15 protein-coding genes are annotated in these 15,238 nt (G+C 44.1%); 11 read left to right on the forward strand and 4 right to left on the reverse strand.

What is annotated here, in order from left to right; translation table 11 throughout:
- Positions 1-10: 10 nt before the first annotated feature.
- Both VEJY3_RS18165 and VEJY3_RS18170 read right to left on the reverse strand, forming a co-directional pair.
- The gene (locus VEJY3_RS18165; RefSeq protein ID WP_014233874.1) at positions 11-928 is read right to left on the reverse strand and encodes a DUF1932 domain-containing protein; all 918 of its coding nucleotides are present in this window, start codon (positions 926-928) and stop codon (positions 11-13) included.
- A 112-nt stretch (positions 929-1,040) separates the two neighbouring features.
- Entirely contained in the window at positions 1,041-2,258 is a 1,218-nt protein-coding gene (locus VEJY3_RS18170) for a LysR family transcriptional regulator (protein ID WP_014233875.1), read from the reverse strand.
- Positions 2,259-2,669: 411 nt separating this feature from the next.
- Between VEJY3_RS18170 and VEJY3_RS18175 the strand changes: the two genes are divergently transcribed.
- The 5 genes from VEJY3_RS18175 to VEJY3_RS18195 all read left to right on the forward strand — a co-directional run bounded on the left by VEJY3_RS18175 (position 2,670) and on the right by VEJY3_RS18195 (position 8,344).
- Positions 2,670-3,671, forward strand: a complete 1,002-nt coding sequence (locus VEJY3_RS18175; protein ID WP_014233876.1) for a DctP family TRAP transporter solute-binding subunit — start codon at positions 2,670-2,672, stop codon at positions 3,669-3,671.
- Between the two features lie 57 nt (positions 3,672-3,728).
- Complete coding sequence (locus tag VEJY3_RS18180) at positions 3,729-4,220, forward strand: TRAP transporter small permease (protein WP_014233877.1); 492 nt, start codon at positions 3,729-3,731, stop codon at positions 4,218-4,220.
- Between the two features lie 9 nt (positions 4,221-4,229).
- A complete protein-coding gene (locus VEJY3_RS18185; RefSeq protein WP_014233878.1) occupies positions 4,230-5,495 on the forward strand; it encodes a TRAP transporter large permease in 1,266 nt (421 codons plus the stop codon).
- 12 nt (positions 5,496-5,507) lie between these two features.
- Complete coding sequence (locus tag VEJY3_RS18190) at positions 5,508-6,434, forward strand: AEC family transporter (protein ID WP_014233879.1); 927 nt, start codon at positions 5,508-5,510, stop codon at positions 6,432-6,434.
- An 86-nt stretch (positions 6,435-6,520) separates the two neighbouring features.
- Positions 6,521-8,344, forward strand: coding sequence for a bifunctional sugar phosphate isomerase/epimerase/4-hydroxyphenylpyruvate dioxygenase family protein (locus VEJY3_RS18195; protein WP_014233880.1), 1,824 nt, complete (start codon positions 6,521-6,523; stop codon positions 8,342-8,344).
- A gap of 91 nt (positions 8,345-8,435) precedes the next feature.
- Here VEJY3_RS18195 and aroQ read toward each other — a convergent pair whose 3' ends face one another.
- Both aroQ and VEJY3_RS18205 read right to left on the reverse strand, forming a co-directional pair.
- Positions 8,436-8,879 carry a type II 3-dehydroquinate dehydratase gene (aroQ, locus tag VEJY3_RS18200; RefSeq protein ID WP_014233881.1) on the reverse strand — a complete coding sequence of 148 codons (444 nt, stop codon included), beginning with the start codon at positions 8,877-8,879 and terminating at the stop codon, positions 8,436-8,438.
- A gap of 15 nt (positions 8,880-8,894) precedes the next feature.
- Positions 8,895-9,731, reverse strand: coding sequence for a shikimate dehydrogenase (locus tag VEJY3_RS18205; RefSeq protein ID WP_014233882.1), 837 nt, complete (start codon positions 9,729-9,731; stop codon positions 8,895-8,897).
- Between the two features lie 349 nt (positions 9,732-10,080).
- Here VEJY3_RS18205 and VEJY3_RS18210 point away from each other — a divergent pair, with 349 nt between their 5' ends.
- From VEJY3_RS18210 to VEJY3_RS18235, 6 genes are read left to right on the forward strand one after another with little or no spacing between them, the layout of a single operon-like run.
- Positions 10,081-11,091, forward strand: coding sequence for an amidohydrolase family protein (locus VEJY3_RS18210; protein ID WP_024372799.1), 1,011 nt, complete (start codon positions 10,081-10,083; stop codon positions 11,089-11,091).
- Between the two features lie 11 nt (positions 11,092-11,102).
- Positions 11,103-11,780 carry a 4-carboxy-4-hydroxy-2-oxoadipate aldolase/oxaloacetate decarboxylase gene (locus VEJY3_RS18215; RefSeq protein ID WP_014233884.1) on the forward strand — a complete coding sequence of 226 codons (678 nt, stop codon included), beginning with the start codon at positions 11,103-11,105 and terminating at the stop codon, positions 11,778-11,780.
- Positions 11,773-12,831, forward strand: a complete 1,059-nt coding sequence (locus tag VEJY3_RS18220) for a 4-oxalomesaconate tautomerase (protein WP_014233885.1) — start codon at positions 11,773-11,775, stop codon at positions 12,829-12,831. Before VEJY3_RS18215 ends, VEJY3_RS18220 begins: the two co-directional genes overlap by 8 nt.
- Before the next feature lie 16 nt (positions 12,832-12,847).
- On the forward strand, positions 12,848-13,726 hold the full coding sequence (locus VEJY3_RS18225) for an amidohydrolase family protein (RefSeq protein WP_014233886.1): 879 nt from the start codon (positions 12,848-12,850) through the stop codon (positions 13,724-13,726).
- 1 nt (position 13,727) lies between these two features.
- Complete coding sequence (locus VEJY3_RS18230) at positions 13,728-14,081, forward strand: protocatechuate 4,5-dioxygenase subunit alpha (RefSeq protein ID WP_014233887.1); 354 nt, start codon at positions 13,728-13,730, stop codon at positions 14,079-14,081.
- A 2-nt stretch (positions 14,082-14,083) separates the two neighbouring features.
- The gene (locus VEJY3_RS18235; RefSeq protein ID WP_014233888.1) at positions 14,084-14,923 is read left to right on the forward strand and encodes a class III extradiol dioxygenase family protein; all 840 of its coding nucleotides are present in this window, start codon (positions 14,084-14,086) and stop codon (positions 14,921-14,923) included.
- Positions 14,924-15,238 lie beyond the last annotated feature (315 nt).

Here is a 15,238-nt window from a genome sequence, read left to right on the forward strand (position 1 = left end):
TTACACTTGGTTAAGAGGTAAGGGTATCGTTTGATTGGATGGGTGACGCTGAGTGCTCCATCGTATTCAAAATTTGATTAGATAACTGTTCTAACGTTTGATTATCGACAGTTACATTGATATCCGACATCAGTTGATGCCAGTTGATTGCGCCGCTCGACATACTGGTATCGATATCAAGTGAAGCAAGTGTCTCGACTACTGATTTAAGTTCTTCGCTACGTCGTTTCCCATGAGTGAGCATTCTTTCCATATGGTAAACCGCCAATTGCGACAAATTAAGTTGTGGGTAGCTCTTTTCCAGTGACTCAATCACATAGGGCGCGACCCCGGCACGATGAGCAGCAAGCATACATTCTGTTGTTAATGCTTCCAGACCTTTCACCATCGCTGAACGCAACATTTTTATTTGTGAAGCATCGCCGACCTGCTCTGAAATCACGGTTACATCAAACCCCAAATACTGCAATTGTGGTGCAACCAGAGTGGCTTTTTTACCAGAAATATACAGTGGGATTGGCTTTGAATTCGCTTTTACCGGACTCATTATTGCAGCGTCAATATAGGCTGCACCTTGCGACTCTACCAATTTCGCATTGTGTTTTTTCACTGCAGGAGCACACGAGTTACAATCTACGACAAACTGCTTCTCTGTCAGCGCACTACTAAGCGGTGCTAAAGCCAAGTTTGCCTGATCAGGTGTAACGAGAGAAAAAATAACCTGAGCGCCACAAACGGCTTGCTCTGGGTTAAACGCGCCATTGACCTGAAATTGGATGTAATCCATCAGTTTTGCTTCGCGTGTAGCCTCATCGCGTGTTTTGATATCAAAAGCACTGATCACGTCCGGTGCATTGTCACCAGCGATGCTGATAAGTGCTTGAGCGGCTTCACCGAAGCCAATAAATGCGGCACGAGTTGTTTTCACCTTTGATACCCGAATATGTTGCTTCACCGAAAACGACTGTAACATTTGGGTAAAAACACGAATAATCAAAAGATGATATTAGGTATTCAATTTTGAGAAAGCGCTGCCCGATTTAGCCTGACATCTTCAAGCCATTCTTACGCAGAAGCGATACGAAATGCGTCTGTACGGTAGTCGCGTACCAGTTCTTACGCATGGTAAGGCCAATCGGTCGAGACTGCTGGCTGCAATCAAAAGGTAAAATCGTAAAGTGGCCTTCGTCCAGTTCACGTTGAATTTGATGTTGAGAAAGGACAGACAGGCGATCGCTGCCCAGTATCAGTTCTTTTACAAGCATCTGCGAACTGGCTTCTACCAAACGTGAAGGGGGCTCTAATCCACCATTAAAGAAGATGTCTTCAAACATCTTGCGTCCTGGCGTATTAGCGCTGGAGACTACCCAACTGGCTTGATGTAAATCCTGCAGAGTGACATTCGCTTTTTTGGATAGCGGATGATCGTGGCGTGCAAAGACTTTGTTTTCTGATTCAAACAGGGTTTCCTGACGAATATCGGTACTCGGGATCGGAAATCGCAATGCGCCAATCAGTACATCGATTTCACCGTACTTTAAGTGGTTGAGCAAATCGGAGTAGGGGCCATCGATAACCTGAATTCGGCAGTCTGGATAGCTTTGGCTGAATTCATTAATAGTAATAGGTAGCAAACAGGTACGAGCTAACGGCAGACAGCCCACTGTGATCACACTGTTATGACGATCGCTAAGTGCATCGATCTCTTCGATTCCTTGCTTTATTTCCACAAATGCGAGTTTACAAGCTTTAACGAGAGCGGTACCGGCTTTGCTTACAACGATACCATTACTGATTTTTTCGAATAAGGTGACATCCAAGATCTCTTCAAGATCTTTTGACGCGCGGTAAACGGAAGATTGGGACACCTCCAACAAGCGGCTGGCTTCGGTAAAACCCTGACCATCCGAAACGGCAACTAACGCCTTCAGGTGTGTCGACGTCATATTGTATAAGAATCGATGAACGTTGCTTTTGCGTTGCCCTTTGGCGATCTTCAGTGTCTCCGAGATCCCATGCTCAATATGATCTAACGCCCTATCAATACGAAACGCGAAAGCTTTACCTTGCGGAGTCGGCGTCATGCCATCACTGGTACGTTCAAATAGTTCACTGTGAATACTCTTTTCGAATTTTGAAATCGCTTGAGTAATGGCTGGTTGGGAGAGAAATACGGTCTCAGATGCCTTACTGATGCTGCCTGTCTTGACGACTTCAGAAATGGCGCGTAAGTGCCGAATATTTGGGATGTTAAACATAAGACCGCCTGTAAATGAGCAATGTAATTCTCAGTGTTGAATATGCAATTCGGAAAACTGGTAACGCTGATGGGGCAACGACCCTAGAAGGTGAACCCACATTAACTTTTCACTTATTTAGACATGTTTAAGCACAATGCTAAATGTTTAGGTTACTTTCTTGTTTATAAATTGTGACGCCAATCTCCTATTTGTAATTGTATACAATGGAGGGTGTTTATTTTTTATTTAATATTTCAACGCTATAAAATTTGGTTTAATTCATTGAATTTATTAAATTTAATTTTCTATTGTTCTTAATTGATAATTGCCCCTTTATCTAAAAATTGAATGGCACTTTCACTATATGAATTATAGGTCATCTGGGGGGAGTGCTAGATTGTTAATGCCATGAAACAGGAGGTTCACAGAATGAGAACAATAAAAACATTATCACTTTCTCTCGCACTTGCTTATGCGGGAACTGCCGCATCATCTGAAATTGAAATCACGATTGGTCACGTTGATTCTCAGGAATGGACGACATCTAAAAAAGGTGCTGCTACACAGGTTTTTAAAAATCTTGTTGAAGCGGAATCCGGCGGCCGTATAAGTGTCAATGTCTACCCATCTAGCCAATTGGGTGGTGAGACTGAGCTACTACAGTCAGCTCAGGAAGGCATGTTAACAATGACGATGGTTTCTGGGGCTTACAGCAAGCTGTGTAAAGAAGCGAGTGTGCTTGAGATCCCTTACTTGTTCCCTTCAGCTCCGGTTGCATGGGAAGTTCTGGATGGTGAGTTCGGTAAAAAGCTGGGCGAACACTGTCTCAAGCAGACTGGGCTTCGCAACCTTGCTTACGGAGAAACTGGTTTCCGTCATTTCACCAACTCTAAGAAAGTCATCAGCAGCCCAGAAGACCTGAATGGGTTAAAAATCCGCGTGATGACCACCCCTCTTTATATCGAAATGTTGAAATCGGTAGACGCAGAACCAACACCAATTGCTTGGCCTGAAGTTCCGGCTGCACTGACGACTGGCGTAGTAGACGGTCAGGAAAACCCTGTTGGTGTTATTGCGAACAACAAATTCTACGAGCTGCAAAAATACATCACGCTAGATGGCCATGTGTACGGCACTGACTTTCTGCTAATCAACGACGATTTCTACACTGGCTTAAAAGCAGAGGATAGAGAACTGATTGACCGTTCGGCAAAAGTAGCAAGTACGGTAAGTCGCGCTATCCAACAAGTGAACTCAGCTGCTGGCCTTGAATTACTGGCGAAAAAAGGCATGACAGTTACGTCACTAACGGCGGAACAGAAGCAGAAGTTCAGCGAGAAAACTCAGCCTGCTGTGATCAAATGGCTAGAAACGACGATTGATTCAAAATGGATCGATGAGGCACTTCAAGCAGTAGACGCTGCTAAATAATTTTAGGTAAGCCGTAAAGCCTATTACGGGCTTTACGGAATTTTGTGGAGAAAGACTATGATAGAGCGATACAAAAAGCTGCTGGCTATCCTTGCTGGCACTTCATTGCTAACAGTCTTTGTAGTGATGTTGTTTAGCAGCATCAGTCGTTATTTTTTCAATACCTCGATTTTATGGGGTGAAGAGCTGTGTAAATACGCCATGATTTACGGCGTTATGTTTGCTACAGCAATCTGTTACCTCGATGAATTACACATTAAATTCTCAGTTCTTAGCTCGGTGAAGTCGGCTAAGTTCCAAAAAGGATTAGAAGTCATTACTGACATAGCAGTGTTTGCGAGTGCATTGATATTGATTTGGTCAGGTTATTTGTTTGTTGCGAAGCGCGGTGCCATTGAATCACCGGGTATTGGGATCAGTATGTATTACTTCCAATCAGCACTAGTGGTTGGTGGTGTGTGCTTACTTATCGCTGCATCACTTCGATTAGCCGCTCATCTATCAGCTCTAACCGGGCGTGCACCCTGTCTAAAACGTAGAGATGTATAAGGATTTACTATGCCATCTATAGCTTTGATGGGCACCTTACTGATATTCGGTGTTCCGCTCGTATTCACAATCATTCTGGCGATGTCGTTTTATGTCACCAGTACGCCAATTTCAATTAGCTTAGTTGCTCAACGCATTTTTAGCGGATTGGACTCCTATTCAATTCTTGCAGTACCTCTGTTTGTTCTGGCTGGTGAGCTGATGAACAAAAGTGGTATCACTACGCGAATTATCGATTTTGCTAATGCGTTAGTCGGGCACTTCCGAGGCGGACTTGCTCAGGTAAACATTTGGTCGTCAGTGATGTTTGCGGGTATTTCTGGCTCCGCGGTTGCAGACACTTCTGCTCTTGGTCGTGTGTTTATTCCTCAAATGGAAAAAGAGGGATACAGCAAAGAGTTTTCGTCCGCATTAACTGCTGCGTCATCTGTTATCGGCCCAATGATTCCGCCAAGTATCCCGGTGATTATCTACGCGCTAATCGCAAGTGGTGTGTCGGTTCCAGCGCTATTCTTAGCAGGGATTGTACCGGGTATTCTATCTGCGATTGCACTGTCGATATTTGTTTATTTCTACGCAACGCGCCATAAGATTCGCAGTAACGTTGTCCGTCAAAGTCGCCGTAAAGCATTGGTAAAAGCGTTTGTTCCATTGACCATGCCGGTATTCATTCTTGGTTCAATTCTATTAGGTGTTGTCACACCGACAGAAGCCGCTGCTTTTGCTGCATTTTACGCATTGACCGTTGGGATGTTTTTCTATAAAACACTTAAAATTAGTGACTTACCGGAAGTGTTTATTCGCTCAATGCGTGACTCATCTATCGTATTGATTTTGATTGCGGTAATTTCCGTTGCTAACTGGCTGCTGACTTTCTCACGTGTACCTCAGTACATCAGTGCGCAAATCATCAGCACGATCAGTGACCCGGTGATGTTCCTGATTATGGTTAACCTGATATTGCTGGTGGTTGGTCTATTCCTTGAAGGGATTGCGGCAATGCTTATCTTGATTCCAATCTTCCATCCAATTGCGATGAGTTTCGGAATCGACCCTGTTCACTTCGGGATTGTGGTTATTTTTAACCTGATGATTGGTTTGATTACGCCACCACTTGGTATTTGTCTGTTCGTTGCCAATACCATTTCTAAAGTGGGTGTTGCGGCTATATCAAAACAAATTGCACCGCTGTTTTTGCTCGAAGTTGTCGTGCTGTTTTTTATTACCTTCGTGCCTCAAAGCGTGCTGTTCTTACCAAAAATGTTTGGCTACTAACAAGTACTCAATATGGCTGTGATGGACGTTCTCCTGCCGCTCGCGATGATAGTGGCGGCAGGGTTTTATACAACAAAAATTCGCTTTTTCTCTCAAGGTTTTCATGCGGATATAGGTAAGTTAGTTTTATATTTCTCGTTGCCTGCTGTCATATTGATTAATTTGTCGCAACTGGATATTAAAAATGCATTAGAACTTAACTTTTTATTGGTATACGCAATTTCAGGTATTGCCTCAATGGGCTTTGCGTTGGTCATAAGTAAACAAGTATTAAAATCTGATTGGAAAGATGCATGTATTAATGCATTAGGTAGCGGTATGCCAAATAGTGCATTTGTTGCCTTTCCAATTGTTTTGTCACTATTTGATGGCCAATTTATTGAAGCCTTTTTAATGTGCGTTTTGGTGGAGAATCTTTTATTTATTCCACTTTGTTTGTTATTTCTGGAAATTAGCCATAGCGTTAAAACTAATACGTTTGATCAAATGAAATCAATCGCGAAACGTATTAGCAGTAATCCAATAATAATTTCTATCGCTATTGCACTAGGTATAAATTTATTAAATATAACTTTGCCTGAGTTTGTTATGAAAAGTGCCGATTGGTTTTCTAATACAGCTGTCGCATTGGCATTGTTTGCTATCGGTGGTGCATTAGGCCAGTCATTCAAGCTTGAAGAAAAAAGACGCACCGCTTTGGTTGCCGTTAATAAACTCATTATTTTTCCGATGGTTGCGATTGGATTGTTGACCATATTTCCAGTCGATGAAGCGCTTAAACCAGTACTGATTATATTTGCTGCAGCGCCGATGTTAACCATCTACCCAATATTGGGTGCTATTTATCATCAACAAAAATTTTGTGTAAACACGCTTGTAACAACAACGCTAGCTTCCGGAATTTCTCTGTCGATTGTTGTTGCAATGTTTAATTCATAGTGAGGTGAGTGTCTGGCACCTGTCAACGAGATTCTTAACGCCTCCCTATACGAGATATCAGCCTTTGATTGGCTAGGAGTTAATTTATGAAGTATTCAATTGCCACCGTTTGTTTATCCGGTACGCTTGAGCAAAAAATGCATGCAGCGGCTAAGGCGGGTTTCCACGCAATCGAAATTTTCGAGAATGATTTGACCCAATACCGAGGCACCGCTCGCGATGTAAAACGTATCGCTGATAGTCTGGGGTTGGAGATTTTAGTGCTGCAACCGTTTCGCGATATGGAAGGCCTACCGCCTGAGTTACGCGATAAGAAATACAAGATGATGGAGCGTAAGATTGACCTTGCGCATCAGCTAGGTACTGATCGTTTAATGATGTGCAGTAGCGTTCACCCGCTGGCTTCCCCAGACAGAAATCAGTGCGCTGCAGATCTGCATGCGTTGGCAGAACTGGCTAAACGTGAAGACATGAAATTAAGCTATGAAGCGCTTGCCTGGGGTCGTCATATCGCAGACTACGATGACGCCTGGGATATCGTTAAGCGAGTGGATCACCCAAACTTGGGTATCGTACTTGATACATTCCATATGTTCGCCCGTGGTAACACGCTGGACACGTTAAAGAACGATATTCCAGTTGAAAAAATTGGCCTGGTTCAGTTGGCTGATGCGCCTAAGATGCAAATGGACATTCTGCAGTACACCCGCCATTATCGCTGCTTCCCTGGTCAGGGTGATTTTCCTATTATTGAGTTTGTTCAAGCGCTTAAAGACAAAGGTTACGACGATTACTTGTCACATGAAGTGTTTAATGATGAGTTCCGCTCTTCGTCTCCAATTGAAAAAGCGATTGATGGTGTACGTTCATTGAAATGGCTTGAAGACCAGAGCAGTGACACGTTCGAAGCGCCTGAAGTGAGTGATATAAGTTTTGTGGAATTTGCGGTAAAAGAACGTGAAAACAACCCGTTTACCGATATCATCGAATCACTTGGCTTTAAGAAAACCCATTGTCATAAAAGCAAAAATGTTGACCTTTACCAACTTGGTGATATCAACTTCGTATTCAACTATGAGAAAAATAGTAATGCGAGTAGTTACTTAGAAGGGCATGGTGAATCTGTTTGTGCGTTGGGTGTATTAGCGAAGGACGCAAACCGCTTAGTTGAACTGGCAAAGCGTTACAATAGCCCGACGATTTATCAGGCGCGCCAAGAGAATGAACTGGATATCCCGACGCTGAAAAGCTCAAGTAATCTGCTTATCCATCTGCTTGATCAAAACCACGCAGAGAAGTTCTATGACGTCGATTTTGAACCGCTGACGGATGGTGCTGCCTATAATGACAACCTAATCCGTATCGACCATATGGGGCAGGTGGTGTCACCTGAAACCTTGTTGTCTAACTTGTTCTTCTACAAATCAATTTTTGGTTTTGTTCCGGAAGAGAGCTACGACTTGCCAGATATCAACGGTCTGATCACCAGCCGTACGATTACCAGTCCAAACGGCAAGATTAAGTTTGCGTTAAACAGTACGAGTGCGAAGCAGACCTCTGCTCAGCGTTTTTTAAATGCGTCAAATGGGGCTAGCATTAACCAGATTGCCATTCAATGTCATGATATTTTCGCGGCAGTAAAAGATCTGTCGCCAATTTATCAGCTGAAGATACCAAACAACTACTATTTAGACATTCAAGCTCAGTTTGATTTAAGTGACGAGTTTATTGCAAAACTTAAAGAAAACAACATCCTATACACAGAGGATGACACAGGCAGCTTCTTGCATTTCTACACAAAAGAAGTCAATGGACTGTTCTTTGAAGTGTTACAGCGAGTTGGAAACTATAAAAAATATGGCGAAACCAATGCGTTTATTCGCTTGGCATCCCAGTCTTACCATGATTAAACATTAGAAATAAAAATCAGAATAAAAAATAGGTGCTTCATTGAAGCACCTATTTTTTTATTTGTCGAATCATTGAAATAACGTCGAGATGTTATTTTTCTAGCAAATAGTTAATCGCCAATTGGTAGCCCTTTGTGCCCATACCAATAATGGTACCAGCAGCCACCGGAGAAATATAAGAGTGATGACGGAACGATTCGCGCGCGTGTACGTTGGTAATGTGTACTTCAACGACAGGAACGCCAACACCTGCGATCGCATCGTGAAGGGCGATTGAGGTATGCGTGTAAGCGCCTGGGTTGAAAACAACGCCAGCGAGCTCACCAGCTTTGTATTCAGCCCCAGCTTTGTGGATGGCATTAATTAACTCACCTTCAATATTGCTTTGCAGGCATTCGACCTCATAACCAAATTCAGAGGCGAGCTTTTGACAGCGGACTTCTACATCCGCTAGCGTTTCATGACCGTACTTCTCAGGTTCACGAGAGCCCAACAGATTAAGGTTTGGGCCGTTTAATAACAGTAACTTAGGCATAATGAGAACCTTTGCTTAGCATAGCTGAGTGAAATGCGATTCACGGAACTCTGCTAACTCGGCAGGGCTTGGTTTGGTATTAGTAAAGAGAGAAAATGCGTCAGTTGCTTGATGGAAAAATAGTTCAAAGCCGCTGATAATAGAGACGTTTTTCTCTTTTGCTGCTAGAAGGAATTGAGTGTCGACAGGCGTATAAACGGCATCGAAAACCCACTCTTGAGAGCCAATCCAGCTTTCTGGAATAGGGGTGCCCGGCATCGAGTAGTGACCGACTGGAGTGCAGTTTACCAGACCATTAGCCAGCTTGACGTAAGACTCAAGTGATTCGCTATTTGCCGTTGTCACCTGTAAGTCTTCGTCAGACAGTTGATTAGCAAGTGCCTGGGCTTTTTTCTCATCCATATCAAACAAAATCAGCTCTGATGCACCTAGATCAACCAGTGACATCGCAACGGCTTTACCAACGCCTCCACATCCAACTAGCACAACTCGACCAGGTGTCTGCTCACGTGAATTTCGGTAAGCTTGAATGAATCCTGAGTAGTCGGTGTTGTAAGCGATAATCTCGTCGCCTTTTTTCACTAATGTGTTCGCTGCCTGAACACGTTGCGCCGATTTGTCGAGTTTACTCGCTATTTCAATGGCGATTTCTTTAAATGGATAAGTGACATTTGCCGACTGAATTTCAGAAGCGAACAACGCCGTTGCTTGAGATTTGAACTCTTCAATATCCCCGCTATCAATACTATTTAATTGATAGCTAAAGTTAATATTTAAATGCTTGGCAAGCTCGTTGTGAAAATATGGGGATTTTGACCGAGTTATATTTTTTCCAAATAAACGGCATTGCATAGTAAGTACTCCATCTATTAATGACAAGATAAGGCTACCACACGTCATTTTTCCAATGATAATTATATTTTTCTAACACCTATTCATTTTTGTTGAATGCTTGTATTTATTGGCTTTTAAGTCGATTTGTTAACAATAAAAGTAAGGCATCTATCTCAAAAACTTATACCGTAAAAATAAATTGAAATAGTCGAGTTGTTATCTCCGTCGTTATAGTAGTTATACACAAGTGAATTCCAGATGCAGGATTCAAGTCGTGGTTGAATTTATCAGCCAAGACATTTTCACAGAACTAAGCATCTCGAGGTTATTTGAGTATAAAAACAAAACAACAGAAGGAATTGATGAGATGATAATCGATTGCCACGGCCACTATACCACTACACCACCGCAAGTCGGTGATTACCGAGAAAGCCAAAAAGCAGCGGTAGCAAAAGATCCAAAATACGTTGGAGACAAAGGTACTATCAGTATTTCTGACGATGAGATTCGCGAAAGTATTGAAAACAACCAGCTTCGTCTGCAAAAAGAGCGCGGAACCGATTTGACTATCTTCTCTCCTCGCGCAAGTTGGATGGGACACCACATTGGAAACGAGCATACTAGCCGCTTCTGGACAGAACATCAGAATGATTTAATTCGCCGTGTGTGTGACCTATTTCCTAACAACTTCGCCCCTGTTGCTCAACTTCCTCAGTCGCCGGGTGTGACGCCTTCTAAATCGGTACCCGAATTGGTTCGCTGTGTCGAAGAAATGGACTTCATCGGCTGTAACCTAAACCCAGATACCACGGGCGGTTTCTGGAAAGATGCGTCTTTGGGTGACCGAGCGTTCTACCCACTTTACGAAAAAATGGTTGAGCTAGACGTTCCGGCGATGATTCACGTATCTGCGGCGTGTAACTCTTGCTTCCACACCACCTCTTCACATTACCTGGGTGCGGATACCACGGCATTCCAACAGCTTCTGATGTCGGATGTATTTAAAGATTTCCCTGAGTTGAAAATCATTATTCCTCACGGTGGTGGCGCAGTGCCTTACCACTGGGGACGTTTCCGCGGTATTGCACAAGACATGGGTCTTCCACCATTAGAAGAGTCAGTTCTGAAGAATATCTACTTCGATACTTGTGTATACCACCAGAAAGGCATTGACCTGCTACTAGACATTCTTCCTGCGGAAAACATCCTGTTTGCGTCAGAGATGATTGGTGCAGTACGTGGTGTCGACCCAGAAACTGGTCACTACTTTGATGATACCAAGCGTTACATCGACGCAAGCGATAAGGTCAACGACGAAGAGAAAGCTCTCATTTTTGAAGGCAACGCTCGTCGTGTATTCAGCCGTCTGAAGGCATAAGGATTAATATTATGCAAAACAATGTTGTAGTTCAGAATATTCAACGTGCAGACAAAGACGTGATTGAAGGTCTGCGTAAATGTGGCGTTGCGACTATCCATGAAGCTCAAGGTCGTCGCGGCCTGCTGGCTCACTACATGCGTCCTATCTTCCAATGTGATGCGGTTGCTGGTTCTGCGCTTACGATTTCTGGTGCTGCGGGTGACAACTGGATGATGCACGTGGCAATTGAACAAGCTCAGGACGGTGATTTCCTAGTCTTCGCTCCAACTTCGCCTTCTAACCACGGTTTCTTTGGTGACTTGCTTGCTACGTCAGCCCAAGCGCGTGGTGTGGTTGGCCTAATCATTGAAGGCGGCGTACGCGATACGCGAGATTTGCGTGAAATGAACTTCCCGGTTTGGTCAAAAGCCATTTTCAGCGAAGGCACCATTAAAGAAACATTGGGTTCTGTGAACGTTCCAATGACCTGCGCAGAAGAAATCGTCTACCCAGGAGATGTTATGGTCGCTGATGAAGACGGTGTTGTGGTTGTTCGTCGCGACGAAGCAAAACAAGTACTTGTAGCCGCACTTGATCGCATCGAGAGAGAAGAGGCGAAACGTGTTCGCTTAGCAAACGGCGAACTTGGCCTGGACATCTATAATATGCGTGAGCGTTTAGCAGAAAAAGGGCTCAAATATGTCTAACCAAGCCCCTTGTATGTGGATGAGAGCGGGTACTTCAAAAGGCGCATACTTTGTTAAAAGTGACCTGCCTTCAGACCAGTCTTGTCTGGAAAGCTTTCTTCTCGCGGCAATGGGCTCACCTGACGAGCGTCAAATTGATGGGATTGGCGGTGCCGATCCCCTGACTTCTAAAGTTGCGATCGTCGCACCGTCTGAACGAGATGGTGTCGATGTAGATTATCTTTTTTTACAAGTGTTTGTGGATCAACCATTGATCAGCACTAAGCAAAATTGTGGCAATATCTTAGCGGGTGTAGCTCCATTTGCGATCGAGCGAGGCATCGTGGAAGCCCAAGAAAAGCAAACGACAGTAAGAATCTACATGGAGAACACCGATCAAATCGTGACAGTCACCGTGAATACGCCGAATCGACAAGTGACCTACGAAGGTGACTGTGAAATCGATGGCGTTCCAGGTAGCGCAGCGCCGATTGCGGTTACGTTCGAAGATACCGCCGGTTCAACTTGTGGCGCACTGCTGCCGAGCGGCAATGTCGTCGATGTGATTGACGGTGTTGAAGTAACGTTAATTGATAACGGCATGCCTGTTGTGGTCATCAATGCTCAAGACCTCGGTATTTCGGGCGATGAAAGCCGAGATCAACTCGACAATAACGCGGAACTAAAACAAAAGCTGGAATCAATACGGCTACAAGCTGGACCGTTAATGAACCTCGGTGATGTTTCCCAATTATCGGTACCTAAAATGTCATTGGTTAGCAAAGCCCAATATGGCGGCGCTATTTCTACTCGTACCTTTATCCCTCATCGCTGCCATGCCTCGATAGGTGTACTGGGAGCCGTAAGTGTTGCGAGTGCGTGCATTTTAGATGGTTCGCCGGCACAAAAATTGGCATCAATCGAGCAAAGTGAAACTTTAGCGGTAGACGTTGAACACCCGATAGGCAAAATGAGCGTAGTGTTGGATGTAAAAGAGAACCAAGTCCAAGCTGCAGCAATTTTGCGTACCGCCCGTAAGTTGTTTGACGGAATCGTGTATACAAATAGATAGAATATAAGGACTGACCATGGACAAGGATTATCTACCTTTTCACCCTAATCCAAGCAAACCCGAGTTTAAGGTGCCGGAAGGTGCTGTGGATAGCCATTGCCACGTATTTGGCCCAGCAAGTAAATTCCCTTACTCGCCAAAACGTAAGTACACGCCGTGTGATGCCTCTAAAGAGCAGTTATTCGCACTAAGAGATTACCTCGGCTTCAGCCGCAACGTTATTGTTCAGGCGTCTTGCCATGGTACAGACAACGCTGCTTTGGTAGATGCGCTCAACACCGCTGGTGATTTAGCTCGCGGCATTGCTTTTGTCGATGAAACCGTCACTGACGAAGAGCTGCAACTGATGGATAAAGCCGGCGTTCGTGGTGTACGTTTTAACTTCGTGAAACGTCTTGTTGATACCGCACCAAAAGAAACGCTAAAGCAGATTGCAGAAAAAATTCGCCCACTGGGCTGGCATGTCGTTGTCTACTTTGAAGCGCAGGATATTGACGAGGTTGCGCCATTCCTGAATGAACTTGATATGACTGTTGTCATCGACCACATGGGTCGTCCTGATGTTTCTAAAGGCGTCTACAGCGAAGAGTTCGAGAAGTTCATTAACATGATGGAGAGTAACCCGCAGATCTGGACGAAAGTGAGCTGTCCAGAGCGTTTGACACTTACTCCACCAGACTATTCAGACGTAGTTCCTTTCGCTCGTGAGCTCGTTGAGCGCTTCCCTGAGCGTGTGTTGTGGGGTACTGACTGGCCGCACCCAAACATGAAATCACACACACCAGATGACGGTCATCTTGTTGATGTGATTCCAAAAATCGCACCATCGGAAGAGTTGCAACAAGCTCTGCTTGTGACTAACCCGATGAAACTGTACTGGCCGGAGGAAGTTTAAAATGTCTTATCTTGATAACAAGTCCTCAATTGAAGGCACCGTTCTGTTTGACGGTGAAATGGCTCGTAAAGGTTACGGTCTGAATAAGATGTGCTTTTCTCTCAACACGGCTGCGGCTCGCGAAGAGTTTCAGCGTGATGAAATGGCTTACTGCGATAAGTTTGGTCTGACGGAAGAGCAGAAAGTAGCGATTCAAAATCGTGATGTGCTTGGCTTACTGAAGTTAGGTGGAAGTATTTACTATTTGGCTAAGTTTGCTGGAATGCTTGGTCTGAATATGCAAGATATTGGTGCGATTCAAACCGGCAAAACGGTTGAAGAATTTAAGCAAATGTTAGTCGACGCGGGGAAATAATCATGGCAAAAATTATAGGTGGTATCGGTACTTCACATATCCCTGCTATCGGCAAAGCGATAGAAAACAATCAACAGCAGGAACCGTACTGGAAGCCGTTGTTTGATGCTTATCCTCCGATTCTTAAATGGTTAGGGGAAGAGAAACCAGACGTTGCGATTCTGTTTTACAACGACCATGGTCTTGAATTCTTTATCGACAAAAAGCCAACGTTCGCGATTGGCGTGGCAGACCGTTATGAAAACGCCGACGAAGGTTGGGGCATTCAAACGATTCCAGATGTGAAAGGATCTCCAGACTTAGCGTGGCATATTTCTAACCACTTGGTTGAAAATGAATTCGACATCACGATTTGTCAGGAAATGAAAGTCGACCACGGTCTGACGGTTCCTATGCAGCTTTTATGGCCAAATTACTCGTACGATAATGTTCAGGTTATTCCTGTTTGTATCAACTGCGAACAGCATCCAATGCCTTCGCCGAAGCGTTGCTACGACCTGGGTAAACAGATTGCTGCGGCAGTTGAAAGCTTCGATCAAGACTTGAAAGTGGTTGTACTTGGCACTGGCGGTCTTTCACACCAGTTGGACGGCGAGCGAGCAGGGTTTATCAATAAAGAGTTCGATCTTTACTGTATGGATAAGTTAGTTGCAGAACCTGAGTGCCTGACCAAACTTTCTGTCCTTGATCTTATCAAAGAGGGTGGTGCTCAAGGCCCTGAACTGAACATGTGGCTTGGCATGCGCGGAACATTGCAAGGTGAGCTGAATGTGCTACAAAGCAGCTACCACGCACCGATCTCAAATACTGGCTCCGGTACGATGTTAATCGAGTCAAAATAGTCGTTAAAAGACTTGTTCATTCTCTCCTTGTTAAGCGGTCCAGATGGGCCGCTTTTTTTGACTGGCGGTCCTTAACTTAGTTCGCTTTTTGCTTATCTCTTTTCTGAAACTCACAATTGGACAGAACCTTTTTAGAGCCCTTACTTAAATCAAATGCTATCGAATTAATATGGATATGGAACCTCAACTGAAACAGTTGGAGTTGGTATCTAACTAACATTCCGCCCAAGCCTCTCACCATTCCAGAAAATTGAGCGTTTTCTCACTGATTTTTAAACGACAAAACATCAACTCTAGGACTACTTCAATAAAATA

It is taken from the genome of Vibrio sp. EJY3 (assembly GCF_000241385.1).
Lineage (GTDB): Bacteria > Pseudomonadota > Gammaproteobacteria > Enterobacterales > Vibrionaceae > Vibrio > Vibrio natriegens.